General features: G+C 32.3%; 25 protein-coding genes. 23 read left to right on the top strand and 2 right to left on the bottom strand.

Going from position 1 to position 26,483, the window contains the following annotated elements; translation table 11 throughout:
• Nucleotides 1-7: 7 nt before the first annotated feature.
• The 13 genes from rplS to ABXT52_RS06400 are packed head-to-tail and all read left to right on the top strand — an operon-like array spanning nucleotide 8 to nucleotide 13,232.
• Nucleotides 8-553 carry a 50S ribosomal protein L19 gene (rplS, locus tag ABXT52_RS06460; RefSeq protein ID WP_415271739.1) on the top strand — a complete coding sequence of 182 codons (546 nt, stop codon included), beginning with the start codon at nucleotides 8-10 and terminating at the stop codon, nucleotides 551-553.
• A complete protein-coding gene (leuC, locus tag ABXT52_RS06455; RefSeq protein WP_415271738.1) occupies nucleotides 544-1,947 on the top strand; it encodes a 3-isopropylmalate dehydratase large subunit in 1,404 nt (467 codons plus the stop codon). Before rplS ends, leuC begins: the two co-directional genes overlap by 10 nt.
• A gap of 1 nt (nucleotide 1,948) precedes the next feature.
• Nucleotides 1,949-2,560, top strand: a complete 612-nt coding sequence (leuD, locus tag ABXT52_RS06450; RefSeq protein WP_415271737.1) for a 3-isopropylmalate dehydratase small subunit — start codon at nucleotides 1,949-1,951, stop codon at nucleotides 2,558-2,560.
• On the top strand, nucleotides 2,547-3,653 hold the full coding sequence (gene leuB / locus ABXT52_RS06445; protein ID WP_415271736.1) for a 3-isopropylmalate dehydrogenase: 1,107 nt from the start codon (nucleotides 2,547-2,549) through the stop codon (nucleotides 3,651-3,653). The genes leuD and leuB overlap by 14 nt, the downstream gene beginning before the upstream one ends.
• Nucleotides 3,654-3,679: 26 nt before the next feature.
• The gene (locus ABXT52_RS06440) at nucleotides 3,680-5,443 is read left to right on the top strand and encodes an acyl-CoA dehydrogenase family protein (protein ID WP_415271735.1); all 1,764 of its coding nucleotides are present in this window, start codon (nucleotides 3,680-3,682) and stop codon (nucleotides 5,441-5,443) included.
• Nucleotide 5,444: 1 nt separating this feature from the next.
• Nucleotides 5,445-7,073 carry a long-chain-fatty-acid--CoA ligase gene (locus tag ABXT52_RS06435; protein WP_415271734.1) on the top strand — a complete coding sequence of 543 codons (1,629 nt, stop codon included), beginning with the start codon at nucleotides 5,445-5,447 and terminating at the stop codon, nucleotides 7,071-7,073.
• Nucleotides 7,070-7,846: an alpha/beta fold hydrolase gene (locus tag ABXT52_RS06430; RefSeq protein WP_415271733.1), complete on the top strand. Its 777-nt coding sequence runs from the start codon at nucleotides 7,070-7,072 to the stop codon at nucleotides 7,844-7,846. The genes ABXT52_RS06435 and ABXT52_RS06430 overlap by 4 nt, the downstream gene beginning before the upstream one ends.
• Nucleotides 7,843-8,952, top strand: a complete 1,110-nt coding sequence (locus ABXT52_RS06425; RefSeq protein ID WP_415271732.1) for a dimethylsulfoniopropionate demethylase — start codon at nucleotides 7,843-7,845, stop codon at nucleotides 8,950-8,952. The genes ABXT52_RS06430 and ABXT52_RS06425 overlap by 4 nt, the downstream gene beginning before the upstream one ends.
• 20 nt (nucleotides 8,953-8,972) lie before the next feature.
• Complete coding sequence (locus ABXT52_RS06420; RefSeq protein ID WP_415271731.1) at nucleotides 8,973-9,980, top strand: aspartate-semialdehyde dehydrogenase; 1,008 nt, start codon at nucleotides 8,973-8,975, stop codon at nucleotides 9,978-9,980.
• Nucleotides 9,970-10,353, top strand: coding sequence for a succinate dehydrogenase, cytochrome b556 subunit (sdhC, locus tag ABXT52_RS06415; RefSeq protein WP_415271730.1), 384 nt, complete (start codon nucleotides 9,970-9,972; stop codon nucleotides 10,351-10,353). The genes ABXT52_RS06420 and sdhC overlap by 11 nt, the downstream gene beginning before the upstream one ends.
• A gap of 1 nt (nucleotide 10,354) precedes the next feature.
• Nucleotides 10,355-10,684 carry a succinate dehydrogenase, hydrophobic membrane anchor protein gene (sdhD, locus tag ABXT52_RS06410; RefSeq protein WP_415271729.1) on the top strand — a complete coding sequence of 110 codons (330 nt, stop codon included), beginning with the start codon at nucleotides 10,355-10,357 and terminating at the stop codon, nucleotides 10,682-10,684.
• Nucleotides 10,681-12,453: a succinate dehydrogenase flavoprotein subunit gene (sdhA, locus tag ABXT52_RS06405; protein ID WP_415271728.1), complete on the top strand. Its 1,773-nt coding sequence runs from the start codon at nucleotides 10,681-10,683 to the stop codon at nucleotides 12,451-12,453. The genes sdhD and sdhA overlap by 4 nt, the downstream gene beginning before the upstream one ends.
• Nucleotides 12,453-13,232, top strand: coding sequence for a succinate dehydrogenase iron-sulfur subunit (locus ABXT52_RS06400; protein WP_415271727.1), 780 nt, complete (start codon nucleotides 12,453-12,455; stop codon nucleotides 13,230-13,232). Before sdhA ends, ABXT52_RS06400 begins: the two co-directional genes overlap by 1 nt.
• Here the strand turns inward: ABXT52_RS06400 and ABXT52_RS06395 are convergent.
• Together ABXT52_RS06395 and ABXT52_RS06390 are read right to left on the bottom strand one after the other, a co-directional pair.
• Nucleotides 13,222-13,983, bottom strand: coding sequence for an IclR family transcriptional regulator (locus ABXT52_RS06395; RefSeq protein WP_415271726.1), 762 nt, complete (start codon nucleotides 13,981-13,983; stop codon nucleotides 13,222-13,224). The genes ABXT52_RS06400 and ABXT52_RS06395 overlap by 11 nt on opposite strands.
• Nucleotides 13,984-14,010: 27 nt before the next feature.
• Nucleotides 14,011-15,504, bottom strand: a complete 1,494-nt coding sequence (locus ABXT52_RS06390) for a CoA-acylating methylmalonate-semialdehyde dehydrogenase (RefSeq protein ID WP_415271725.1) — start codon at nucleotides 15,502-15,504, stop codon at nucleotides 14,011-14,013.
• 152 nt (nucleotides 15,505-15,656) lie between these two features.
• Between ABXT52_RS06390 and ABXT52_RS06385 the strand changes: the two genes are divergently transcribed.
• From ABXT52_RS06385 to ABXT52_RS06340, 10 genes are all read left to right on the top strand, one after another.
• On the top strand, nucleotides 15,657-16,859 hold the full coding sequence (locus ABXT52_RS06385; RefSeq protein ID WP_415271724.1) for an iron-containing alcohol dehydrogenase: 1,203 nt from the start codon (nucleotides 15,657-15,659) through the stop codon (nucleotides 16,857-16,859).
• Nucleotide 16,860: 1 nt separating this feature from the next.
• Nucleotides 16,861-18,000, top strand: a complete 1,140-nt coding sequence (locus tag ABXT52_RS06380) for a TRAP transporter substrate-binding protein (RefSeq protein WP_415271723.1) — start codon at nucleotides 16,861-16,863, stop codon at nucleotides 17,998-18,000.
• Between the two features lie 84 nt (nucleotides 18,001-18,084).
• The gene (locus ABXT52_RS06375; protein WP_415271722.1) at nucleotides 18,085-18,654 is read left to right on the top strand and encodes a TRAP transporter small permease subunit; all 570 of its coding nucleotides are present in this window, start codon (nucleotides 18,085-18,087) and stop codon (nucleotides 18,652-18,654) included.
• Nucleotides 18,655-20,016, top strand: coding sequence for a TRAP transporter large permease (locus ABXT52_RS06370; RefSeq protein WP_415271721.1), 1,362 nt, complete (start codon nucleotides 18,655-18,657; stop codon nucleotides 20,014-20,016).
• 18 nt (nucleotides 20,017-20,034) lie between these two features.
• Nucleotides 20,035-20,343, top strand: coding sequence for a hypothetical protein (locus ABXT52_RS06365; protein ID WP_415271720.1), 309 nt, complete (start codon nucleotides 20,035-20,037; stop codon nucleotides 20,341-20,343).
• Nucleotides 20,303-20,479: a hypothetical protein gene (locus ABXT52_RS06360; RefSeq protein WP_415271719.1), complete on the top strand. Its 177-nt coding sequence runs from the start codon at nucleotides 20,303-20,305 to the stop codon at nucleotides 20,477-20,479. Before ABXT52_RS06365 ends, ABXT52_RS06360 begins: the two co-directional genes overlap by 41 nt.
• A gap of 59 nt (nucleotides 20,480-20,538) precedes the next feature.
• Nucleotides 20,539-21,504, top strand: coding sequence for a malate dehydrogenase (gene mdh, locus ABXT52_RS06355; RefSeq protein ID WP_415271718.1), 966 nt, complete (start codon nucleotides 20,539-20,541; stop codon nucleotides 21,502-21,504).
• Nucleotides 21,505-21,507: 3 nt separating this feature from the next.
• Nucleotides 21,508-22,668, top strand: coding sequence for an ADP-forming succinate--CoA ligase subunit beta (sucC, locus tag ABXT52_RS06350; RefSeq protein WP_415271717.1), 1,161 nt, complete (start codon nucleotides 21,508-21,510; stop codon nucleotides 22,666-22,668).
• Between the two features lies 1 nt (nucleotide 22,669).
• Entirely contained in the window at nucleotides 22,670-23,545 is an 876-nt protein-coding gene (gene sucD, locus ABXT52_RS06345) for a succinate--CoA ligase subunit alpha (RefSeq protein WP_415271716.1), read from the top strand.
• Nucleotides 23,546-23,579: 34 nt separating this feature from the next.
• The gene (locus ABXT52_RS06340) at nucleotides 23,580-26,483 is read left to right on the top strand and encodes a 2-oxoglutarate dehydrogenase E1 component (protein ID WP_415271715.1); all 2,904 of its coding nucleotides are present in this window, start codon (nucleotides 23,580-23,582) and stop codon (nucleotides 26,481-26,483) included.

Below are 26,483 nucleotides of genomic sequence, written 5' to 3'. Positions count from 1 at the left end.
TATTAATATGAAAACAATTGAAGAAATAAACCAACATAACGTTAAAAAGATACTAACTGAGAAGAAAATACCAGATTTTTTTCCAGGAGATGTAATAAAAGTTGGTGTTAGAATTACAGAGGGTAAAAAAGATAGAATTCAATATTTTGAAGGTGTGTGTATAGCTAGAAAAAACAGGGATATAAACTCTTCATTTACAGTTAGAAAAATTTCCTTCGGTGAAGGTGTTGAAAGAACATTTCCACTGTATGGTACAGTTATAGATACAATTACAGTTATCCGTCATGGTAAAGTTAGAAGAGCAAAATTATATTACCTAAGAGACAGAACAGGTAAATCAGCTAGAATTGCAGAAAAAATTAGAAAAAAAATTGGTATAGAAGTTGATGTTAAACCAGAAGTGGTAACAGAAGAAACTTTAGCACCAGTGGCTGTAGAATTGGAAAAACAAACAGAGGTTCAATCAGCTCCTGAAAAACAACCAGAAGTTCAAGCAGAACCAAAAATAGAAAAAACAGAAGAAAAAAAAATAATTTTTTTTCAATGCCTTTAACTCTTTACGATAAAATTTGGAACGATCATTTAGTAGATCAACAAGATGATGGCACAGCATTATTATTTGTTGATAGACATTTGGTACATGAAGTGACAAGTCCACAGGCATTTGAAGGATTAAGAAATTCTAAAAGAAAAGTTAGACAACCTGGCTTAACACTAGCAGTTGCAGATCATAATGTTCCAACTACTGATAGGTCAAAAGGAATTGCAGATGCAGAGTCTAAAATCCAAGTAGACACCCTAGAAAGCAATTGTAAAGAATTTGGAATTCAATATTTAGGAATGAACGACAAGAGACAAGGAATTGTTCATATCATTGGTCCAGAACAAGGTTTTACACAACCTGGTACAGTGATTGTTTGTGGAGACAGTCATACAGCAACACATGGCGCATTTGGTGCTTTGGCATTTGGAATTGGTACCTCTGAAGTAGAGCATGTCTTAGCAACACAAACATTGGTTCAAAAAAAAGCAAAGAATTTTAGAATTAATGTTAATGGAAAACTTCCCATTGGTGTTACCTCTAAAGACGTAATTTTACAAATTATAGGAAATATTGGAACTGCAGGAGGAACAGGGTCTGTTATTGAGTACGCTGGCAGTCTGATTTCATCTTTAAGTGTAGAACAACGAATGACAATTTGTAATATGACTATTGAGGGAGGAGCAAGAGCAGGATTAATTGCTCCAGATGAAAAAATATTTGAATATTTAAAAGGTAAACCAATGTCTCCAAAAAATGAAAATTGGGATAAGGCTATGAAATATTGGGAAAATTTAAAAACTGATGATGGAGCTAAATTTGATAAAGAAATAGATTTAGTAGCAGAAGATATTTTACCAATGATTACCTGGGGAACTTCTCCACAAGATGTAATCACTATAGATGGCAAAGTTCCAAATCCTAAAAATGAACAAGATGAAGACAAAAGAAACTCTTTAGAAAGGTCATTAAATTACATGGGTTTAGAGGCGGATACACTTGCTACAGATATTAAGATTGATAAGGTTTTTATAGGAAGCTGTACGAATGGTAGAATTGAAGATTTGAGAGAAGCTGCTAAAATATTAAAAGATAAAAAGAAAGCATTCCATGTTCATGCAATGGTTGTTCCAGGCTCAGGCTTAGTTAAAGAGCAGGCAGAGCAGGAAGGCCTAGATAAAATATTTATAGCTTCAGGTTTTGAATGGAGAGAGCCCGGTTGTTCGATGTGTCTTGCAATGAATGCAGATAAATTAAAACAAGGAGAAAGATGTGCTTCAACTTCAAACAGAAATTTTGAAGGAAGACAGGGTAGAGGTGGAAGAACACATTTAGTCAGCCCTGGAATGGCAGCAGCAGCTGCAATTTCTGGAAACTTAGATGATGTTAGAAAGTATCAAAACTAAAATGCAAAAATTCAATTCACTTACAAGTATCCCAGTTTATTTACCAATAGTAAATATTGATACAGATATGATTATTCCAAAACAATTTCTTAAAACAATTAAAAGAACAGGGTTAGGAAAAAACTTATTTTTTGAAATGAGGTATGATGATAATGGAAATGAAATAAAAGATTTTATTCTAAATCAAAAACCTCACAATCAATCAAAAATATTAATTGCAGGAAAAAACTTTGGCTGCGGTTCATCAAGAGAGCACGCGCCATGGGCACTTTTAGATTTTGGAATTACATGCGTGATAAGCTCTAGTTATGCTGATATTTTTTACAGTAACTGTTTCAAAAATGGAATTTTACCAATTACTTTACCAGAAGAAAAAATAAAAGAATTATCAGAATATTCAAAAAGAAAAGAAGAAATTTCAATAGACTTAAATGAAGAAAAGGTAATTTTTGGAAATAGTGAAATCAAGTTTGATATTGATCCTTTTAAGAAAAAATGTTTATTAGAAGGGCTTGATGATATTGCGCTGTCATTAGCCAAAAAAGAAAAAATCACAACCTTTGAAGAAAACTTAAAAAATAGTAAACCATGGATATTTAATGATAAAAATTAAAAAAAGAAAAATTTTACTTCTACCTGGGGATGGCATTGGACCTGAAGTTATTCAAGAAGTTAAAAAAGTTATTTTATGGTTGAATTCAAATAAATCTCTAGATTTTGAAATTGATGAAGATTTAGCTGGTGGTTGTTCTTATGATAAGCATGGAACACCAATTACGGATGAAGTTTTTTATAAAGCTTTAGAAAGTGAATTTGTTATGTTGGGTGCAGTTGGTGGACCAAAATGGGATAACTTAGATTTTTCAAAAAAACCAGAAAGAGCCTTATTGAAATTAAGAAAAGAATTAAAACTATTTGCAAATTTAAGACCCGCAATTTGTTTTGAGCAATTAGTTGATGCCTCAACCCTAAAACCAGAAATTGTATCTGGATTAGACATTATGATAGTTAGAGAGTTAACAGGTGGAATTTATTTTGGTGAGCCAAGAGGAATTAAGCCAATAGAAAATGGTGAAAGAAAGGGAATTAATACCCACTCATATACAACTAGCGAAATAGTTAGAGTAGCAAAAGTAGCTTTTGATCTAGCAAGAAAGAGATCAAATAAGGTTACTTCATGTGAAAAATCGAATGTAATGGAAGCTGGGCAACTTTGGAAAGAAGAAGTCCAAGAGCTACACGACAAAGAATATAAAGATGTAGAATTAAGTCATATGCTTGCTGACAATTGTGCAATGCAATTATTAAAAAACCCAAAGCAATTTGATGTGATTGTTACTGACAATTTATTTGGAGATATGCTTTCTGATCAAGCCTCAATGTTAACGGGATCTCTTGGTTTATTGCCATCAGCTTCTTTAGGTGCAAAAAATAAAGATGGAGAAATGAGAGCTATGTACGAACCTATTCATGGTTCTGCACCAGATATTGCTGGAAAAGAAATTGCAAATCCAATAGCCTCAATTTTAAGTTTTGCAATGGCCTTAAGATACTCATTGGATTTAGATAATGAAGCTGATGCTTTAGAAAAAGCTGTGCAAGATGTCTTAAATGATGGTCTTAGAACAAAAGACATTATTTCTGAGGGAAAAAAAGAAGTATCAACATCAGATATGGGTGATGCGATAATTTCAAAATTGCAATAATTAAATAATTATTCTAAAGTTCTGGAATGCCAAATTATACTGCACCAGTAGAAGACATGATGTTTCTTTTTGATAAATTAAGAAATAATAAAAATTATAATGATCTTGAAAAATACAAAGAAGTTAATTCAGAATTAGTAAAAGATATTTTAGAAGAAGCAGCTAAGATTAATCAAAACTTAATATTACCATTAGCAAAATCAGGTGATGAAAACCCAACAGTTCTAGAGAATGGTGTGGTTAGAACACCGCCTGGCTATAAAGAAGCTTATTCTAAATATATAGAAGATGGCTGGACTTCACTTTCTTGTGATCCAAAATATGGAGGGCAAGGCATGCCAAAAACTGTAAGTGCTTTTTTTGATGAAATGTTATCATCTGCAAGTTTATCATTTAAACTTTATAGTGAGTTAAGTATTGGTGCATATAATTGTATTTCTCATCATGCTACAGATAAAATAAAAGAAAAATACCTTCCAAAAATGGTTGAAGGAAAATGGAGTGGTACGATGTGTCTTACCGAACCAGTTTGTGGAACTGATTTAGGACTTTTAAAAACTAAAGCTATTGAGCAATCTGACGGATCTTTTAAATTAAGTGGACAGAAAATTTTTATTACTTCAGGTGATCAAGACTTAACGGAGAATATTATCCATTTAGTTATTGCAAGAGTAGCTGACTCTCCAGCAGGAACAAAAGGAATAAGCTTATTTTTAGTACCTAAGTTTGTGGTAAATGAAGATGGATCTATTGGCGCAAGAAATGGAGTTTCTACAGGTTCTATAGAAAGCAAAATGGGAATTAAAGGTTCTGCTACATGTGTATTAAACTTTGATGATGCAACTGGATATATGATTGGATTAAAGAATAAAGGGTTAAATGCAATGTTTACTATGATGAATTTAGAGAGAATTGTTGTAGGAATTCAGGGCTTAGGAATTTCTGAAATAGCCTATCAAAATTCTTTAAGTTACGCGAAAGAAAGGAAACAAGGAAAAACAAATAATACAAAATCAACTAATGGAGCAGATTTTATTATTGAGCATGCTGATATTAGAAAATCTTTGCTTAATATGAAATCTATTATTGAAGGTGAAAGAGCTTTATGTTTTTGGTTATCTCAACAAACAGAAGTTAGTCTTTATCATCCAGAAGAAAAAATAAAGCAGGAAGCGTCAGATCTTGTGTCTTTAATGACACCAGTGGTTAAAACGATGTTTAGTGATATGGGAATGGAAATAACTAGTGAGGCTATGCAGGTTCATGGTGGTTATGGGTATACAAAAGACCAAGGAATAGAACAACTATATAGAGATAATAGAATCACCCCCATTTATGAAGGAACAAACTCAATCCAAGCAGCAGATTTAGTTTTTAGAAAGTTGGTAAATAAAAATGGCGATATAATTAATAAGTATTTAGAATTGATTAAGAATGATTGCAGTATTGAAAATGAAAAATTAAAACCTTTCATAAAAGAGCTAAAAATACATTTAGAGATCTTATCTACCTTTACTGATTGGATTAAAGAAAAGGTTCAAAACTCAAAAGATGATGCAAGTGCAGCATGCAATGACTATTTAAAAGCATTGGGGTTTGTGTCTATAGCACATGCGTGGATAAAAGTTTTAGAGGTATGTTTTAAAGATTATGAACAAAACAAAGACTTTTATGAGGATAAAATTCAAACAGCAAATTTTTATTTTAAAAGAGTTTTACCAAGAGCCGAAAGTCATTTTAAAACTGCCACATTGGGAAGTGATTATATAATGAATTTTAAATTCAGTTAATATGAGTCATTACAATACAAATTTAGATAAAAATGAGGCTAATTATATTCCTCTTTCTCCTTTAACATTTTTAGAAAGAACTAAAGATATATATCCAAATTATGAAGCTTTAGTTTATGAAAGTAGATCGTACACCTGGGGAGAGGTTTATAAAAGATGTGTTAAGTTTGCCAGCGCACTAGATAAATTGGGTGTAAAAACTGGAGATACAGTTTCTATAATGGCTTTCAATACACCAGAAATTTTTGAAGCACATTATTCAATACCAATGGTAGGAGCGGTAATTAATGCAATCAACACAAGACTAGACCCTAATACAGTAAGTTATATTTTACAGCATAGTGATGCAAAGGTTTTAATTGTAGATAGACAATTTCACGATGTAATTGAGAAGGCTTTAAAAAATGTTAAAAATAAAATTACAATTATTGATATTGATGACCAAGATATAGATACAAGTTCTTTCAAAAAAATAGGAGAGCTTGAATATGAAAGTTTTTTAAATAAAGGTGATGAAAATTATGAATGGAAAAAACCAAAAGATGAATGGGAAGCAATTTCATTAGGGTACACCTCAGGAACCACTGGAAGCCCAAAAGGAGTAGTTTATCATCACAGAGGCTCATATTTGATGTCAACTGGCAGTGCCACAGCCTGGAATATGCCTAACAAACTAAATTTTTTATGTGTTGTGCCAATGTTCCATTGTAATGGCTGGTGCTATCCTTGGACACTAGCAATGCTACATGCAAGAGTAATTTGTTTAAGAAACATCGATGTAAAAAAGATGTTTGAATTAATTGATAAATATGAAGTAACTCATTTTGGGGGAGCCCCAATAGTATTAAATATGATTGTTAATGCTCCAAAAGAAGATCAAAAACCTTTAAAAAGAAAAGTAAATGTTTTGACTGCAGGTGCACCGCCACCAAGCATCATCTTTGAAAAAATGGAAAACCTTGGCTTTGAAGTGATGCACGTTTATGGATTAACGGAAACTTATGGTCATATGTTGCAGTGTGCATGGAATGAAGATTGGAATTCTTTAGAAAAAGATAAAAAGAATGAGATCAAAGCAAGGCAAGGTGTAAGGTACCCAAATACAGAAGGTGCTATTGTAATGGATCCAGAAACAATGAAGCCAGTACCCAAGGATGGAAAGACTATGGGTGAAATTATGATTAGAGGAAATATTGTAATGAAGGGGTATTACAAAGACAAAGAAGCAACAGATAAGTCAATGGCAGGTGGGTGGTTTCATTCAGGAGATTTAGCTGTGACCCATCCTGATGGATATATAAAAATTCAAGATAGATCTAAAGATATTATTATTTCTGGAGGAGAAAATATTTCTTCAATCGAAATTGAAAATGCAATTGCAAAACACCCTTCAGTTTCTTTAGCAGCTGTAGTTGCTAAGCCAGATGAAAAATGGGGAGAAACACCTTGTGCTTTTGTTGAATTAATTAAAGATAAGCCAGCAACAGAAAAAGAAATAATAGATTTTTGCAAAGAAACGTTGGCAGGATTTAAACTTCCTAAAAATGTTATTTTTTGTGATTTACCAAAAACTTCAACAGGAAAAATACAAAAATTTGAACTTAGAAAAAAAATCAAGGATCAAAGTTGATTTTTCAAGTAGACAATAAAAGTGTCTATGTATCAGATTCAGGTCAAGGTATTGATAAAAAAAAACACACAATAGTTTTACTTCATGGAAGTGGTCTCTCACATATTGTTTGGTCTTTAACAGAGCAGTATTTATCAAATCAAAACTATAATGTTTTAGCAATTGATTTACCTGGTCATGGAAATTCTGAGGGTGATTGTTTAAAATCAATAGAAGATATTTCAGATTGGTTAGAAAAAGTTTTTAAAGAACTTAATGTTTCTGAATTAACAATAATAGGTCATTCCCAAGGGTGTTTGGAAGCATTAGAATATTATTCAAGATATTCAAAAAGAGTTAAAAATTTAATATTTGTTGGTGGTTCCTATAGAATGCCTGTTAATCAAGATTTAATAGATCTTGCTGAGAGTGGAGATGATAAAGCAGTTAAATTAATGATGAAATGGAGCTATGAAAACTCTAAAAAGTTTATTGGAGGTAATCCTGTAGAAAAAATTATTAATTCTCCAAGAGATATTAGGGAGGTTTTAGCCATTGATCTTGTAGCTTGTAATAATTATAAAAATGGATCTGAGGCTTTAAAATCAATCAAGTGCCCCACATTATTTATTTTTGGTGAACTAGATAAGATGGTTAACCTTGAAAAAGGCAAGAAATTTGCTGAACTTATTACTAATTCAAAAACTCATATAATAAAAGAATGTGGACATATGATTATGTTTGAAAAAGCTTTTGAAATGAGAGAAAAGATCTCTGAATTTTTAAAAAAATGAAAAACTTTTCAATAGCAAAATCTAGAAGATTAAGAAGTACTCCTTATACTGCAAGAATAGAGAAACAAGGGGTTACAGCATACACAATTTATAATCATATGCTGTTACCTGCTGCATTTGGATCAATAGAAAATAGCTACAAACATTTAAAAGAGCATGTTCAAGTATGGGATGTTGCTGCAGAAAGACAAGTAGAAATAGCGGGAAAAGACTCTGCGGAGTTAGTGCAATTGATGACATGTAGAGATTTATCAAAATCTAAAATTGGGAGATGTTATTATTGTCCAATAATAGATGAAAATGGAAATTTAGTTAATGATCCAGTTGTTCTAAAGCTGGATGAAAATAGATGGTGGCTATCAATAGCAGACTCGGATGTAATTTTTTTTGCCAAAGGTTTAGCGTCTGGACATAAATTTGATGTTAAAATTATAGAACCAGTAGTGGATATAATGGCAATACAGGGTCCGAAATCATTTGCATTAATGGAAAAAGTTTTTGGAAAAAAAATTACTGAACTTAAATTCTTTGGATTTGATTATTTCGATTTTGAAGGGACAAAGCATCTTATAGCAAGGTCAGGATGGTCTAAGCAAGGTGGATATGAAGTTTATGTTCAAAATACAGAGTCAGGACAAAAATTATATGACTTTCTTTTTGAAGTTGGAAAAGAATTTAATGTAGGACCTGGGTGTCCAAACTTAATAGAGAGAATTGAGAGTGCATTACTATCTTATGGAAATGATTTTGATAACAATGATAATCCATTTGAATGTGGTTTTGATCAATATGTTAGTTTGGATAGTGATATAAATTTTTTAGGAAAAGATAAATTAAAAGAAGTTAAATCAAAAGGAGCCCAAAAGAAGTTAATGGGTATTAAAATTGATATAAAAGAAATTAGTCTCACAGGATCAAAAAATTTATATGATGAGAAAAATAATATAATTGGTGAATTAAGATCAGCTTGTTACTCACCTCATTTTCAAATGGTAATTGGAATAGCAATGATCCAGAAGTCCCACTGGGAAGTATCTCAAACCGTTAAAATTCAAATAAATGATTACACTTTTGGTGGAAAAGTTTGCGATTTACCCTTCATCTAGTATAAAAGCCTAATAACATCATGAATATAGCAATTGTAGGAGCCACAGGTAATGTTGGAAGAAAAATTCTCGAAGTTCTAGAGAGAAAAAAACTTCCTATAAAGGAGCTATTTTTAGTTGCTTCACCAAGAAGTGCTGGTCAAAAAATAAATTTTAGTGGCAAAGAACATGAGATCTTTAACCTTGAAACATTTGATTTTTCAAAAATTCAAATTACTTTCTTTGCAGCAGGTGGAAAAATTTCAGAACAATATGCTTTAAAAGCAGCAAAGTATTCAATAGTTATAGATAATTCTAGTTTTTTTAGAATGGATCCTGATGTGCCATTAATTGTTCCACAAGTAAATCCAGAAGCAATTAAGAGTATGAAAAAAAATATAATTGCTAACCCTAATTGCTCAACAGCTCAGTTAGTAATTGCTCTTAAACCGTTACATGACTTGTTCAATATTGTACGAATAGTTGTTTCGACATATCAGTCTGTTTCAGGTGGTGGCAAAGACCCTATGAATGAACTAATAGAGCAAACTAAATCATCTCTAGAAAATAAAGAAATTAAATCTAGAAATTTTACTAAACAAATAGCTTTTAATGCCATTCCTCAAATCGATGTTTTTGCAGATGATGGCTATACTAAAGAAGAATTAAAAATGACCAACGAAACTAAAAAAATTCTTGGTGACAAAATAGAATTAACAGCAACATGTGTAAGAATTCCAGTTATGGTTTCTCATGCGGAGTCAGTAAATATTCAATTTGAAAAATCATTTTCTTTAGAAAAAGTTAGAGACACTCTTAGTAAAGCAAAGGGCTGTAAAGTTTACGATAAAAGAGAAGATGGAGGATATAGTACTCCAATTGAAGCAGAAGGTAGAGACGAAACTTATATCTCAAGAATAAGAGAAGATAAAACTAACAAGAATTCATTAAACCTATGGATTGTTTCTGATAATTTACTTAGAGGAGCGGCATTGAATGCTGTTGAAATTGCAGAAACTTTAATTAAAAATAATCTTTATGGAAAATAATAATCCTTTATCACCACATATTCAGATCTACAGATGGCACATATCTTCATTAGTATCTATTTCACATAGAATTACAGGAATAATAAATATAGCTGCCATAACAATAATTTGTTTTTGGATTGCATCCTTACTACTAGGTGAAAATAGTTATGAGTTTACTAAGGTATTTTTAAATTCTATTTTAGGAAAATTCATAATTTTAGGTTTAACATGGTCATTTAGTTTCCAGATATTAAGTGAAATAAGACATTTAATTATGGACCTAGGATATGGGTTTGAATTAAAAGTAACAAAGATAACAGGATTAATCGTGATCATTGGCTCATTTTTTTTAACAATTTTAATTTATTTAATTGGAAGGCAATTTATTTAGTATGAATAACGTGACTAAAAAATGGCTATTAATGAGAGTAAGCTCTGTGGTGTTGATACCATTAATGACATGGTTTATTTTAAATTTAGTTTCAGTTTTCAATAAAGATTATGTCGATATTGTTAATTTTTTTTCAAATCAGCCATCTAAAATTTTAGTTTCTTTGTTGTTAGTTTTTGCCTATTTTTTTTCAGCTTTAAGTATTAGTGAGGTATTTGAAGACTATATACAGGATGAAAAAATCAAAAATGTCGCAAACAAAATTTTGAATATATTTGCTATAATAATCCCCTTAATTACAATTATAATAATATTTAATTTAAATACATGAGTTCATATAAAATTATAGATCATGAATACGATGTTATCGTACTTGGCGCAGGAGGCTCAGGTTTAAGAGCTGCTGTTGGTTTAAGTGAAGCTGGTTTAAAGACAGCCTGTATTTCAAAAGTATTTCCAACAAGAAGTCATACCTCTGCTGCTCAAGGAGGAATTTCTGCATCTTTAGGGAATATGGGCGAAGATGATTGGCGTTGGCATATGTATGATACTGTCAAAGGTGCTGACTGGTTAGGTGACCAAGATAGTATCGAGTATCTTTGTAAAGAAGCTCCAGCAGCTGTTATAGAATTAGAAAAATATGGAGTTCCATTTAGTAGAACTGATGATGGTAAAATTTACCAAAGACCCTTTGGTGGAATGACAAAAAATTATGGTAATGGAATTGTTCAAAGAACATGCGCAGCCGCAGATAGAACTGGACACGCAATACTTCACACCCTTTATGGACAAGCTTTAAAACACAACACTGAATTTTTTATTGAATACTTTGCTCTAGATTTATTAATGAAAGATGGTGAATGTAAAGGTCTTATTGCTTGGAATTTAAATGATGGAACAATTCATAGATTTAGAGCTCATAGTACAATAATTGCAACAGGTGGTTATGGAAAAGCTTATTATTCTGCAACTTCAGCACACACTTGTACTGGAGATGGAAATGCAATGGTTTTAAGAGCAGGTTTACCATTACAAGATATGGAATTTGTACAATTTCACCCGACAGGAATTTATGGACATGGAACTTTAATTTCTGAAGGTGTTAGAGGAGAAGGTGGCTATTTAGTTAATTCAAAAGGTGAAAGATTTATGGAGCGTTATGCACCAAAAGCTAAAGACTTAGCATCTAGAGATGTAGTAAGTAGATCAATGTCAATTGAGATTAATGAAGGAAGAGGTGTGGGTAAAGAACAGGATCATGTTCACTTACACTTAAGTCATTTAGACAAAAGTATTATTGAAAGTAGACTTCCAGGAATAACGGAAGCAGCAAGATTATTTGCAAATGTTGATGTAACTAAAGAGCCAATACCAGTAGTGCCCACTGTTCATTACAATATGGGAGGTATCCCAACAAACTATAAAGCTGAAGTATTAACAGGAAACGATTCTGAAACAGTTCCAGGATTAATGGCAATTGGTGAGGCTGCCTGCGTTTCTGTTCATGGAGCGAATAGATTGGGGTCTAATTCTTTAATTGACCTAGTTGTATTTGGAAGAGCCGCAGCTAGAAGAGCTGCAGAACTTGTAAAACCAGGAACTCCACACGAGGATATAGGAGAGACTGAAACAGAAAAATGCTTAGAAAGATTTGATAAATTAAGAAACTCTAATGGTGAAAACAATACTGCAGAACTTAGACTTTCAATGCAGAAAACTATGCAATCAAAGTGTGCTGTTTTTAGAACAGAAAAAACACTTAAAGAGGGTGTTGATGATATTAGAAAAGCATACGATGGAATGGAATCAATTTCTGTAAAAGATAAGTCACTTGTTTTTAACACCGATTTAGTGGAAACATTGGAGTTTGATAATTTGATAAGACAAGCAATTACAACAGTGGATTCTGCTTATAATAGACAAGAGAGCAGAGGTGCACATGCAAGAGAAGATTTCCCAAAAAGAGATGATGAAAAATTTATGCAACACACTATAGCTTGGTGTAATGGAAAAGATTCAAAAATTGGCTATAGACCAGTTACTAAATCGACTTTAACAAATGAAGTTCAATACTTTCCACCACAAGAAAGAGTTTACTAGTGGTTCAAATAAATTTACCTAAAAATTCAGAAGTTCAAAAAGGTATCTATTATCAAGATAAAACTGGATCAAAAAATATCAGAAAAGTAAATGTTTATAGATGGGATCCCTCAAATGGAGAAAACCCAAGAGAGGACACTTATGAAGTAGATATGGATAACTGTCCTTCAAAAGTATTAGATATTTTAAATAAGATTAAAAACGAAATTGACCCATCATTGGCTTATCGGAGATCTTGTGCACATGGTGTTTGTGGATCTTGTGCAATGAATATGGATGGTAAAAATGGTTTAGCATGTACAAAGCCTCACTCAGAAATTGAAGGAGATATAAATATTTATCCATTACCTCATTTAAAAGTTAAAAAAGATTTAATTGGGGACTTAAGTGGATTGTATAAACAATACGAATCAATTGAGCCATGGCTAAAAACGAATACAAAAGTTGAAACTACAGAAATTATTCAATCTCAAAAAGATAGAAAAAAATTAGATGGTGCATATGAATGTATCATGTGTGCATGTTGTTCCACTTCTTGCCCAAGCTATTGGTGGAATGAGGATAAATTTTTAGGTCCTGCAGTTTTGCTTCAAGCTTATAGGTGGATAGTAGATAGTAGAGATGATGAAAGAAAAGAAAGATTAAAAAAAGTAGCTGATGAACTTAAGCTGTATAGATGTCATACTATTATGAATTGTACAAATTCTTGTCCAAAAGGATTAAATCCAGCAAAAGCCATAGCTGAATTAAAAAAAATGTTAGTTACAGCTAATATTTAAATAAAGCCTTTTTTAAATTTGCTGCAGCAGACAGCATCAAAGGTAGAATCTTTTTTAAACCATCAATATTTTTTCGACTTTTTGCTGTATGAGTGGAAAGACAAAAACATAGTTCATTATTAGCATTTGTTATAGGCAAGGATAGGCCTACCATTCCATTAAACCATTCCTCATCATCAAATGAATAACCTTGTTTTTTTATTTTATTCAATTCTTTTTTAAATTGAGAAATTTCTGTAATTGTATTTTTCGCAGACGCAGGAGTTTTAATATTTCTAAAAATTTCTAATGCATCGTCTTTTTTAATAGATGAAAGATAGAGCTTTCCTGATGCAGAAGCGTGCAAGGGTAGATGGTCTCCTGCTTCTAGATTTAGTTGCATTGGCCAATGGAACTCAATTCTGTCAAAATATACAAGCTTAGTTCCAATTGGTACAGACAAACTAACTGTTTCTTTTATATCCGTTGTAAGCTTTCTTAAATATGATCTCCTAAGAGTAAAATTTGGTTCATAGGGAAGACTTTTTAAGATTATTTTTCTAATTTTTGGTCCAGGAATATATTTTTTTGAACTACTTGCTATCAAAAACCTTTCATCACATAAAGTCTCTATGTGTCGATAAACAGTTGCTAAAGGAATATCTAATTTATGAGATATTTTTTTGGCAGTAAAGTTATCTGGGTCTATTAAGATTTCTTCTAAAATATTTAATATTCGCCTAGGCGAAGTTCTATTATTTCTTTCGTTCACAATTCTTGAATTTTTTTTAACTAAAAATTATGATAAGACAGGAATTGTAAACTCAGGACCACTATTGTCTTCAGACCATGTTACAGTTGCAGTCTTCAATTTAGTATAGAATCTTATTCCTTCAGGACCATGCATTGCATGATCTCCAAATAATGATCGTTTCCAACCCCCAAAGCTATGGTAAGCAACGGGTACTGGGATAGGAACGTTTACTCCTATCATTCCAATTTGTGCATTTTCAGTAAAGTGTTTTGCTATCATTCCACTTTTTGTAAATACTGCAGCACCATTTCCTAATTCATGACCATTAACTAATTTTAAAGCATCTTCGTATGTATCTGTTGTCATCATACTTAATACTGGACCAAAAATTTCTTCTTTGTAAATTTTCATATCTGGTTTGACATTTTCAAAGATAGTTGGACCTACAAAGTAACCATTTTCATAACCTTGAAGCTTCATATTTCTTCCATCAGCAAGTAATTTTGCTCCTTCTTTTTCACCCGCATCTATATACCCTAAGACTTTTTCATAGTGAGCTTTATTATTTAGTGGTCCAAAATCACTTTTTTCATCTGTGTATGGTCCAACATTTAATTTTAAAGTTTCTTCTAATAGTTTAGTTTTTAATTTTTCAGCTGTTTTTTCACCCACACATACCGCAACTGAAATAGCCATACATCTTTCACCCGCAGATCCAAAAGCTGAACCTATAAGGGCATCAGCTGTTTTATCAACATCTGCATCAGGCATAACAACCATATGGTTTTTGGCACCACCAAGCGCTTGTACTCTTTTGTTATTTTTTGTTCCTGTATGATAAACATATTCTGCAATAGGAGTTGAACCTACAAAACTAATTGCTTTAACATCTTTACTTTCTAACAAAGTATCAACAGATTCTTTATCACCATTTACAACATTTAAAACGCCAGGCGGCATACCAGCTTCAATTGCTAGTTCTGCAAGTCTCATTGGACAGCTTGGGTCTTTTTCGGAAGGCTTTAATATAAAAGTATTTCCACATGCTATAGAAACTGGGTACATCCACATGGGAACCATAGCTGGAAAATTAAATGGAGTAATACCAGCACAAACACCAAGTGGTTGACGTAAATTATATGAGTCAACGTTTGTACCAACGTTTGCCGAATGATCTCCTTTTAAAGAATCGGTAATACCAGTAGCATATTCAACAACTTCAATTCCTCTTTGAATAGAACCTTTGGCGTCAGGAATGGTTTTTCCATGTTCTTTAGAAACCATTACAGCTATTTCTTCCATATTTTTAACTAATAAATCTTTATATTTTGATAAAATTCTTGATCTGTTTATGGGAGTAGTTTTTGACCATTTTATAAAAGCCTTAGCAGAACTTTCAATAGCCATCTCAACAGTAGCTTTACTTGCTAACTCAACTTCTGCTATCTGTTCACCAATTGCTGGGTTAAGAATCGGACCGGTTCTAGATTCACTATCGCTATATATTTTTCCGTCTATAAAATGACTTATTTTTTTCATGAAACTCCTTTTATATTATATACGAAAGTTACACCAACCTTTTTTTCTTTGCAATCTCTTATTCCTTAAATGAGAAAAATATTATCATTTAAAGATTTTGAACTATTGACTCTTAAAATTACATAGGTTTAGATTGCAACTTAACCAATTAGATGGAAAGAGAGAGAGACCGTTTGATTAAAAGAGATAATGTACGTGTTTGTATTCCGAGGTATCTGCAAATTGGAAAAGGTAGTTTAAACGAACTACCTGAGATTATAAAAATTCTAGGATCTATTAAATCATTATTAATTGTAACCGACAAACAAATGGTAGCATTTGGTTATGTTAAAATGTTGCAGGAGGTTCTAAGTAAAGCAGGATTAAAGTCCGATGTATTTGATGACACTGTTCCTGACCCAACTGACACTGTAGTCTTACAGGGTATTAAATTTTTAGAAAAATGTAAAAATGATGCGGTAATCGGCTTTGGTGGAGGAAGTCCAATGGATACGGCAAAAGCAATAGCTGCAATGGCTAAATTTAGTAAAAATATTCAAGACTATAAACCACCATCAATGTTTGATAAAAAAGGTTTACCAATAATTGCTATACCAACTACAGCTGGAACAGGATCAGAAGTGACACATCATGCAGTAATTATTGATTCAAATAATAACGAAAAAATTTCGTGTAGAGGAGAGGGGTTTGTTCCAATTGTTGCAATAGTTGATTATGATTTAACATTATCAAAACCTAGAAGGTTAACTATTGATAGTGCAATCGATACTTTAACACATGGTATAGAAGCTTATGTTAGTAAAAAAGCTACATTATTTTCAGATAGAATGGCTCTAGATACAATAAGACTTGTTATGAAAAATATTTATGCAGTCGATAAGAACCCTAAAGACTTAAAAGCCAGAGAAGGATTAATGTTAGCAGCAACATTGGGAGGTCTTGCATTTTCTAATGCATCTATATGTTTGGTTCATGGAATGAGTAGACCACTCGGAAGTAATTTTAAAGTTCCACATGGTTTAAGCAATGCAATGTTGTTACCAACAATAACTGAATTTTCAATTGAACATGCAAAAAGTCGTTATGCTGATTGTAGTAGAGCTGGAGAATTTGCTTTACCACAGGACAATGATGATGTTGCTTGTAATAAATTAATTAAAGGACTTTATAAAATTAATAAAGATTTTGAAGTTCCATCAATGAAAAATTTTGGAATAAATCAAAAAAATTTTGAGGAAGAGTTAGAAAATATGGCAACTGATGCAGAAAATTCAGGAGCTCCAAACCTCAATCCAAGAGTGCCTTCTGTAAATGAGATGGTTGATCTTTACGGACAAGCATGGAGAGTATCTTAATATGAGTTGGAGATACTTTTCTTTAAGAACAAACAACTTAAAAAACAACAGAGAGGGAAATATGAAAAATAATAAATCAAAATCGCTAATAAATTCTTTTATTGGTGTTTTTGCTGTATTTGCTTTAATGATGACTTTTTCATTTCAGCAAGTTAGTGCAGCAGAAAAAATCAGATGGAAAGTACAGTCTACTTTCAACACTGGTTGGCCAGCACTTGGAGATCCGATTGCTCGTTTAGCAGACACTTTAGACAAAGCTACAGATGGTAGAATTAAATTAAAGGTTTATGAGCCTGGAAAAATTCTTCCACCATTAGAAATTTCGCCTTCAATTAGTAAAGGTGATTTACCTGCAGCTTACAACTATATGGCCTATGACCAAGGTAGAATTCCAGCAGCTGTTTTATTTGCAGCCGTACCGTTTGGAATGGAACCATGGGAATATGCTGCGTGGTGGTTTGAAGGAGAAGGTTCAAAATTAGCAAATGATATTTATAATAAGCAAAATATCAAAGTTTTGTTATGTAGTACAATTGGGCCCGAAACTGCTGGTTGGTATAGAAATCCAATTACAAGTCTAGATGATCTCAAAGGTTTAAAAATTCGTTTCTCAGGTTTAGGAGGAATGGTTTTAAATGAAATAGGAGCATCTGCAACATTGATGGCTGGTGGTGAAATTTTTGCTGCTCTAGAAAAAGGAACTCTAGATGCAACAGAATATTCAATGCCTGCAATTGATGAAGTACTTGGTTTTCACAAGATTACTAAGTTCAACCTATTTCCAGGTTGGCACCAAGTATCAACATCTACTCACTTCATGGTCAATTTAGACTTATGGAAAAAAATAGGTCCAGCTGACCAAGCATTGTTTGAGATGGCTTGTACAGCAGCGGCTATGAGAGCAATAACAACTGGTGAATTTTTACAAGGAAAGCAAATTGCAAGCTTCCCTTCTAAAGGTGTAACAGCTGCTAGATTGCCTGATAGCGTATTGAGAGAACTTCAAAAAGTTAGTGCAAAAGTTATGGCAGAACAATCTGCTAAAGATGCTGACTTTAAAAAAGTTTGGAACTCTCAACAAGCATTCATGAAAGAGTATGATGTTTGGCAAAAATGGGGTTATTTACCTAGAAACTTTTAGTATTTAATACTTTAAAAGTTTATAATAAAGTTAAAAAGCAGTCGGTTTACCGGCTGCTTTTCTTTTTAATTAAAACAGATTTTTATGGCAAATGATTTCACAAAAATTCAAAATAGCTTAGATAAAAAACTTCAGCTAAAACATCTTCCAATTACAAGAAAGATAGATGGGTTTATAAATAGTGTAGGCGAAATATTTAATTGGATATGGGTTGTTTTAGTTGCTGTAATTATTCTTAATGTAATCCTTAGATATGTATTTAAGAGTGGGATGATCGAGTTAGAAGAATTACAGTGGCACCTTTATGCTGTAGGTTGGCTAGTTGGCCTGTCATCTACTTACGTAGTAGACTTACATGTTAGAGTAGATGTTTTGACAGATAGTATGGCTTACAAAAGAAGACTTTGGTTTGAGTTTTTTGGAATTCTTCTATTGTTTTTACCATTCATTATTTTAGTGCTTATTTACTCAGTTCCATTTTTTGAACTATCATGGGAAACAAGTGAAAGATCTACTTCTGCAAATGGATTACCTGCAAGATGGCTTGTAAAAGGTTTTCTAGTATTTAGTTTCTTTTTATTATTATTAGCTGGCTTATCAAGAATAACTAGGGTTCTAGCAACTATTCGATCAGGGTTTGAAAAAATAAAATAGATGGAATTAATTTCTGAATATTACATGTCAATATTGCTCTTTTTGAGCTTCATAACTCTAATTTTTATTGGATTCCCAGTTGCGTGGACAATGGGAGGCCTAGCGGTATTATTTACTTTAATTGCAATGTTATCTGATACTTATTTAGACACTTTTTTTGGAGTTGATTGGAAATTTTCTTCGATGGTAGTTTATAGATTATACGGAGTTATGGCAAACTGGGTACTAGTTGCCCTTCCGATGTTTATCTTTATGGGAATAATGATGGATAAATCAGGAATAGCAGAAGACCTCATGACAGATTTAGCAAAATTATTTGGTCGTATGAGAGGTGGCCTGGCAATAGCAGTAGTTTTTATTGGAGTGTTATTAGCAGCATCAACAGGAATTATAGGAGCATCCGTTGTTTTACTTACAATTTTAGGAGTTCCTTTAATGTTAAAAAATAATTACAGTCCAGATCTTGCATGTGGAGTTGTTTGTGCGACGGGTACACTTGGAATATTAATACCTCCTAGCATCATGCTAGTGATTATGGGTGATCAAGTGAGAATTTCTGTAGGTGATTTGTTTATGGGTGCAGTATTTCCTGGTTTGATGCTTGGGTTACTATATACAGTTTTTATTATTACCTACGCATACTTAAAACCAAAAGTTGCTCCAGCACCAAAAAACGCAAAACCTGTTTCTTTAGATATTATTTTAAGAGTATTTAAATCGATTATACCACCAGCTTTATTAATAATTGCAGTCTTAGGAAGTATTTTTATGGGTATAGCAACCCCAACGGAGGCATCAGGAGTAGGTGCGCTAGGAGCATCTATTTTAGCTTTAATAAGAGGAAGACTTTCTCTTAAGGATTTAAAAAGTGTAATTAGAAAAACTACCCATACAACATCCTATATATTTGCATTATTTGTGGGAGCAACAATGTTTGCTTTAGTTTTAAGAGGATTGGGCGGAGATGAATTGATAGAAGGTGCTTTAAAAGGATTGCCTTATGGTCCAAATGGAGTTGTGATAGTTGTGTTGTGTATTGCCTTTATACTAGGTTTCTTTTTAGACTGGATAGAGATTACATTAATTCTATTACCTTTCTTAGCCCCAGTTATGGTTGATCTTGGTGTTGATATGGTATGGTTTATAGTTATGTTTGCAGTTGTTCTACAAACTTCTTTTATAACCCCACCAGTTGGCTTTGCTTTATTTTATATGAAGGGTGTAGCCCCTCAAGGAATAACAATACAAAACATTTATAGAGGAATAATTCCATTTGTTATTTTACAAGCAATAGCAGTTGCAATTGTTTTTAATTTTCCTCAAATCGTTACATGGCTTCCAAAAGTAGCCTACGGTCCATAAAAGTTTAATATATAATTTATGAAAAAGACAATTTTTTTAATTACAATATTATCTTTAGTAAGCTCTTTTACTCTTGCTAGTGCAAATTCTAATACTTCTTTAAAAGATTATTTAGATAAAAAAGATATAGAAAATGCCACAACACAAATTTACTTATTGAATAGATGTAGTGCAATTTATGCTTATGCATCTGGCATTATTTTAAAAACAGATGCTCTAAGCTCTAAAAGTTTTATTGAGATATCAAATAGTCTTTTATTTAAGTCGATAGAGTTAATGGTCATCGATGAAGAAAAAAAAATTAGAAGAAGCTCAAAAAAAAGCTGAAGAAAATAGAAAAGAGTTATTCAATAATTATATAACTGATGGTAAAAAAAATTGGGAAAAAAATAAATCACATTTTAAAGGGTCATATATCTCTGATGACATGGCTATCTGCTCTAAACTCACTGAAGATAAATAGATAATAATTTAAAATTCAGTTGAATATTCATTAATTATCAATAAAAGATACTGCTATATATGAAAAAGAAAATTTCTTTAATAGGCGCGGGTCAAATTGGTGGTACTTTAGCACATTTAATTGGTACTAAAGAGGTAGCAAACGAAGTAGTTCTTTTTGATGTTGCAGCTGGTTTTGCTAAAGGAAAAGCCCTAGATATTGCTCAATCATCATCTGTAGATGGATTTAATGTAAAGTTCTCAGGCACAGATAACTATGAAGATATAAAAGATTCAGACGTAATAATAATAACTGCTGGTGTACCAAGAAAACCAGGAATGAGCAGAGATGATTTATTAGGTATTAATCTAAAAATTATTAAACAAGTTGCAGAAGGTATTAAAAAAAATGCACCCAATGCATTTGTAATATGTATTACAAACCCTTTAGACGTTATGGTGATGGCCTTTCAAAAATTTTCAGGGTTACCAGCAAATAAAGTAGTTGGAATGGCAGGAATTTTGGACAGCTCAAGACTTAAATTATTTTTATCTCTAGAGTTAAATGTTCCTGTAAAAGAAATTGAAGCAATGGTTATGGGAGGTCATGGAGACACAATGGTTCCTCTACCAAGATTCACAAAAGTTTCAGGTAAACCATTACTAGACTTAGTTAAAGAAGGAAAAATATCTCCAGAAAGAGTAGAAGAAATTAACCAAAGAACTAGAGATGGTGGAGCTGAGATTGTTAAATATTTAGAAAAAGGTTCTGCATTTTATGCGCCAGCAGCTTCAGGAGTGCAAATGGCAGAAGCATATTTAAAAGATGAAAAAAAATTACTTCCATGTGCAGTTCATTTAAATGGAGAATATGGAGTTAGCAATGTTTATGCTGGTGTACCAGTAATAATTGGAAAAGATGGTGTTGAAAAAATAGAACAAATAAACTTGGATGAAAAAGAAAAAAAAGAATTTATGCACTCAATAGATGCTGTTAAAGCATTATGGGAAGCTGCATCAAAAATAGATCCAGATCTATCTAAATAAATCATGAATATTCATGAACACCAAGCAAAAAAAATCCTAAAGAAATATGGGGCAGTTGTGCCCGAAGGTGTTTTTGCATTCACAGTTGGTGAGTTGATTGAAAAATCAAAATCATTAAAAACAGAAAAGTTTGTATTGAAAGCACAAATCCATGCTGGTGGAAGAGGCAAGGCAGGAGGTGTAAAAATTTTAGATACCATTGAAGAGTTAAGTGTTGCTGCAAAAGAATTATTGGGAAAAACACTTGTAACACATCAAACTGGCCCTGAAGGTAGAGAGGTAAAAAGATTATATGTGGAAGTATCTTCCAATATAGATAAAGAATTTTATCTATCGTGCTTAATCGATAGAGTAAGTTCAAAAATTGTATTTATTTCCAGTGATCAAGGTGGAATGGATATTGAAGAGGTTGCGGATAAAACGCCTGAAAAAATTATAACAACAAAAGTAGATATTGTTAATGAAATCTCAGATGCTGATTGTGAGAAGATAATTAAAATTTATAGCTTAACTGAAGATGCTAAAAAGCAAGCAATAGCGCTAATTAAATCAGTATATAATATGTTTCTAGGCACGGATGCTAATATGGTTGAGGTTAACCCACTAATATTAACTAAAGAAAAAAATATAATCTGCTTAGACGCAAAAGTTAATTTTGATTCTAACGCGCTATTTAGACATCCTGAAATTATAGAGTTAAGAGATTTAAATGAAGAAGATCCAGCTGAAATAGAAGCAAGCAAACATGATCTTGCTTATATAAAGTTAGATGGAAGTATTGGTTGCATGGTTAATGGAGCAGGCTTAGCAATGGCAACAATGGACATAATTAAATTATATGGAGAAGAGCCAGCAAATTTTTTAGATGTTGGTGGTGGAGCTTCAAAAGAAAAGGTTTCTGCTGCATTAAAAATAATTCTTTCAGATAAAAACGTTAAAGGCATATTAATAAACATTTTTGGTGGAATAATGAGATGTGATGTTCTTGCTCAAGGTGTTGTTGATGCTGCTAAAGAGATAAATATAAGTGTTCCACTAGTAGTTAGACTTGCAGGAACAAACTTTAAAGAAGGAAAAGAAATTTTAGACAACTCGGGTTTAAAATTAATTTCAGCAGAAAATTTAGATGATGCTGCACAAAAAATAGTAGAGGCTATAAAATAGAATGTCAGTTTTAATTAATAAAAATACAAAAGTTATATGCCAAGGTTTTACAGGTACACATGGTACTTTTCATTCAGAACAAGCATTAGAATATGGAACAAATCTTGTAGGTGGAGTTACTCCTAAAAAAGGAGGACAAAAACATCTTGAGCGTCCAGTATTTAATACCGTAGCTGAAGCTAAAAAAGAAGTTGGTGCTGATGCAACTATGATTTATGTGCCAGCAAAATTTGCAGCAGCAGCTATAATAGAAGCTATTGATGCATCAATTGAGCTTATAGTTTGTATTACTGAAGGTATACCAATTCAAGATATGCTTCGTGTTAAACAAAAGCTAAATAGTTCAAAAAGCAGATTGATAGGACCTAACTGTCCAGGAATAATTACCCCTGATGAATGTAAAATTGGGATTATGCCTGGAAATATACACAAGAAAGGTTCTGTGGGAATTGTTTCAAGATCTGGAACTTTAACTTATGAAGCGGTTGCGCAAACAACTGAAAATGGATTAGGACAATCTACTTGTATAGGAATTGGTGGAGATCCAATAAATGGAACGAACTTTATTGATTGTTTAGATTTATTTTTAAATGATGATGAGACAGAATCTATTCTTATGATAGGTGAAATTGGCGGTTCTGCAGAAGAAGAAGCGGCTGAATTTGTTAAAAACCATAAAATAAAAAAACCTATGGTTGGATTTGTTGCTGGAATAACAGCACCCCCTGGAAGAACTATGGGGCATGCAGGAGCTATTATTTCAGGTGGTAAGGGTGGAGCAGAAGACAAGATTAAAAAAATGGAAGAATGTGGAATTACAATTGCAAAATCGCCATCTGAACTAGGCAAAACATTATTTAATAAATTATCTAATTGAAAATTATTTATCTGATATTATATCAATAGAATAGATGTCATCATCAAAAAATCTCGAATTCGAAAAAACTTCATTTCTTAGCAAATCTAACAGTGCATTTATAGAACAAATGTATTTAAAATTTATCAATAAAGACAAAGATCTTCCTGAAAGCTGGCAAAGTTATTTTGAGGGTATGAGTGAAGATTTAAGTATGATTGCCAAGGAAATTAATGGTCCCTCATGGGGTGTAAAAAAAAAAATTGATATTGATGAAATTGAAAAAAGGATCGAAGAAGAAGACAAAAAACTTTCTAATGGAAGTGATGATACAAAAGTTAATTCAAAAGATTTAATCAAAAGTAATATTAACTCAATCAGAGCCGTTGCTTTAATTAGAGCATATAGGCAAAGAGGACATTTATTAGCAAAGCTTGACCCACTTGGAATGATGAAGACAGAGTATTTAGATGAATTACATCCTGAATATTATGGGTTCAAAAAAGAAAATTATAATGAGAAAATTTATTTAGACGGTGTAATAAATAAAGAGCACTCCACCGTAAAAGAAATATTAAGTTTTTTAAACAAAACTTATTGTGGGCCAATTGGTTATGAATATATGCATATATCAAATCCAACCGAAAGAAAATGGCTTAGAGATAGAATTGAACAGGATGAGAACTCTCTTCAATTTACAAAGAATGGTAAAGAAGCTATTTTGAATAAACTTATTCAAGCTGAAGGATTTGAAAAATTTTTACATACAAAATATGTTGGTACAAAAAGATTTGGACTAGATGGAGGAGAAAGCCTAATCCCTGCTTTAGAACAAATTATTAAAATTGCTGGTCAATCAGAAGCTAAAGAAGTTAAAATTGGAATGTCTCACAGAGGTAGGCTCAATGTGCTAGCAAACGTTTTACAAAAATCATACAAAAGAATATTCAATGAATTTGCGGGAGACGTTCAAACAACAGGAGAAGAAGGAGCGGGAGACGTAAAATACCATTTAGGAGCATCATCGGATAGAAAATTTGATGGAAATTCTATACATGTTGGTCTTACAGATAACCCCTCGCACTTAGAAGCAGTTAATCCTGTTGTATTAGGACAGACTAGAGGAAAACAATTTTTTCATGAAGATAAAGAAAGAAATAAAGTTTTACCTATTTTAATACATGGAGATGCTGCTTTTGCTGGACAAGGTGTTGTGGCTGAATGTTTTGCAATGTCAGGTTTGCCAGGCCATAATACAGGTGGAACAATTCATTTTATTGTTAATAATCAAATAGGTTTTACTACAAGCCCAAGGTTTGCAAGATCATCACCATATCCATCAGATGTTGCAAAAATGGTAGATGCCCCAATACTTCATGTAAACGGTGATGACCCAGAAGCAGTTGTTTATGCTACAAGAATTGCAACAGAATTTAGATTAAAATTTAACAGAGACGTTGTTGTTGATATAATCTGCTACAGAAGGTTTGGCCATAATGAAGGAGACGAACCTTCATTTACTCAGCCATTAATGTATAAAAAAATTAGATCACACCCTACACCAGTAGAAGTATATGGAAGCAAATTAGTAAATGAGAATACACTTTCAGAGGATGAACTTAAAAGGTTTAAAACTGAATTTAAAAGCTTACTAGATGATCAATACAAAAATGCAAAAGATTATAAGCCAAAAATTGAATGGTATGAGGGAAGTTGGTCAAGATATAAACCAGAAAAAGGAAAGGATAAAAGAGGTGTAAGTGGTTTTGACCAGAAAAAACTTTTGGAAATTTCAGAAAAAATTAATTCAACACCAGAGGAATTAAATCTACACAAAACTATAATTAAAATTTTAAATATTAGAAGAGCATCAGTATCAGATGGAAAAGGTATAGATTGGTCAACAGCTGAAGCTTTGGCATTTGGCTCATTATTAGAAGAAGGTTATCCAGTGAGATTAGTTGGACAAGATTCAGGAAGGGGAACGTTTAGCCAAAGACACTCAGTTCTAAGAAATCAAGAAGATAACTCCAGATATGTTCCACTCAATAATATTTCAAAAGTTCAAAAACGATATGAAATAGTAGATAGTTTTTTATCAGAATTAGCAGTTTTAGGTTTTGAATATGGTTATAGTTTAGTTCAGCCAAACACATTAACAATGTGGGAAGCACAATTTGGTGATTTTGCAAATGGCGCACAAGTTGTAATAGATCAATTTATTGCATCTGGAGAGAGAAAATGGACAAGGGCATCTGGGTTGGTAATGCTTCTGCCTCATGGCTATGAAGGCCAAGGACCAGAGCACTCTTCAGCAAGACTAGAAAGGTTTTTACAACTATGTGCTAATGATAATATGCAAATAGTAAATTGTACGACACCAGCAAACTACTTTCATGCTTTAAGACGTCAAATGCATAGAGAATTTAGAAAGCCATTAATAATAATGACTCCAAAATCTTTATTAAGAAATAAGCATTGTGTTTCAAATATAGAAGACTTTGATAAAGATACATTTTTCCACAGAATTTTATGGGATCATGCACTAGATGAAGAAAATGGATTTATAAAATTAAAAGAAAGCTCAAAAATTAAAAAAGTAATTCTATGTTCGGGAAAGGTTTATTTTGATCTGTTGGATGCTAGAGAGAAATTAAAAAAGGATGATGTAGTGTTGTACAGAGTTGAGCAACTTTATCCTTTTCCAGTTAAAAGTTTAGTAAAAGAAATCAAAAAGTATGCAAAAAATGCTAAATTTTATTGGTGCCAGGAAGAACCAAAAAATATGGGAGCATGGTTTTCTGTAAGGGATTATATACAATGGACATTAGAAACTATTAACGCTAATAATAAGGAAATTTCTTATATAGGAAGAAGTCCGGACGCATCTCCTGCAACAGGGTTTGCAAAAAGACATATTTCACAACAGCAAGAAATTATTAACAAGGTTTTTGAATAA

It is taken from the genome of Candidatus Pelagibacter sp. Uisw_121, assembly GCF_047722545.1.
Taxonomy (GTDB): Bacteria; Pseudomonadota; Alphaproteobacteria; order Pelagibacterales; family Pelagibacteraceae; genus Pelagibacter.
This window is presented reverse-complemented; position numbering and strand designations above follow the sequence as displayed.

Coding starts and splice junctions, on each gene's coding strand:
- rplS (WP_415271739.1), top strand. CDS start 8: ATGAAAACAATTGAAGAAATAAACCAACATAACGTTAAAAAGATACTA.
- leuC (WP_415271738.1), top strand. CDS start 544: ATGCCTTTAACTCTTTACGATAAAATTTGGAACGATCATTTAGTAGAT.
- leuD (WP_415271737.1), top strand. CDS start 1,949: ATGCAAAAATTCAATTCACTTACAAGTATCCCAGTTTATTTACCAATA.
- leuB (WP_415271736.1), top strand. CDS start 2,547: ATGATAAAAATTAAAAAAAGAAAAATTTTACTTCTACCTGGGGATGGC.
- ABXT52_RS06440 (WP_415271735.1), top strand. CDS start 3,680: ATGCCAAATTATACTGCACCAGTAGAAGACATGATGTTTCTTTTTGAT.
- ABXT52_RS06435 (WP_415271734.1), top strand. CDS start 5,445: ATGAGTCATTACAATACAAATTTAGATAAAAATGAGGCTAATTATATT.
- ABXT52_RS06425 (WP_415271732.1), top strand. CDS start 7,843: ATGAAAAACTTTTCAATAGCAAAATCTAGAAGATTAAGAAGTACTCCT.
- ABXT52_RS06420 (WP_415271731.1), top strand. CDS start 8,973: ATGAATATAGCAATTGTAGGAGCCACAGGTAATGTTGGAAGAAAAATT.
- sdhC (WP_415271730.1), top strand. CDS start 9,970: ATGGAAAATAATAATCCTTTATCACCACATATTCAGATCTACAGATGG.
- sdhD (WP_415271729.1), top strand. CDS start 10,355: ATGAATAACGTGACTAAAAAATGGCTATTAATGAGAGTAAGCTCTGTG.
- sdhA (WP_415271728.1), top strand. CDS start 10,681: ATGAGTTCATATAAAATTATAGATCATGAATACGATGTTATCGTACTT.
- ABXT52_RS06390 (WP_415271725.1), bottom strand. CDS start 15,504: ATGAAAAAAATAAGTCATTTTATAGACGGAAAAATATATAGCGATAGT.
- ABXT52_RS06385 (WP_415271724.1), top strand. CDS start 15,657: ATGGAAAGAGAGAGAGACCGTTTGATTAAAAGAGATAATGTACGTGTT.
- ABXT52_RS06380 (WP_415271723.1), top strand. CDS start 16,861: ATGAGTTGGAGATACTTTTCTTTAAGAACAAACAACTTAAAAAACAAC.
- ABXT52_RS06375 (WP_415271722.1), top strand. CDS start 18,085: ATGGCAAATGATTTCACAAAAATTCAAAATAGCTTAGATAAAAAACTT.
- ABXT52_RS06370 (WP_415271721.1), top strand. CDS start 18,655: ATGGAATTAATTTCTGAATATTACATGTCAATATTGCTCTTTTTGAGC.
- ABXT52_RS06365 (WP_415271720.1), top strand. CDS start 20,035: ATGAAAAAGACAATTTTTTTAATTACAATATTATCTTTAGTAAGCTCT.
- ABXT52_RS06360 (WP_415271719.1), top strand. CDS start 20,303: ATGAAGAAAAAAAAATTAGAAGAAGCTCAAAAAAAAGCTGAAGAAAAT.
- mdh (WP_415271718.1), top strand. CDS start 20,539: ATGAAAAAGAAAATTTCTTTAATAGGCGCGGGTCAAATTGGTGGTACT.
- sucC (WP_415271717.1), top strand. CDS start 21,508: ATGAATATTCATGAACACCAAGCAAAAAAAATCCTAAAGAAATATGGG.
- sucD (WP_415271716.1), top strand. CDS start 22,670: ATGTCAGTTTTAATTAATAAAAATACAAAAGTTATATGCCAAGGTTTT.
- ABXT52_RS06340 (WP_415271715.1), top strand. CDS start 23,580: ATGTCATCATCAAAAAATCTCGAATTCGAAAAAACTTCATTTCTTAGC.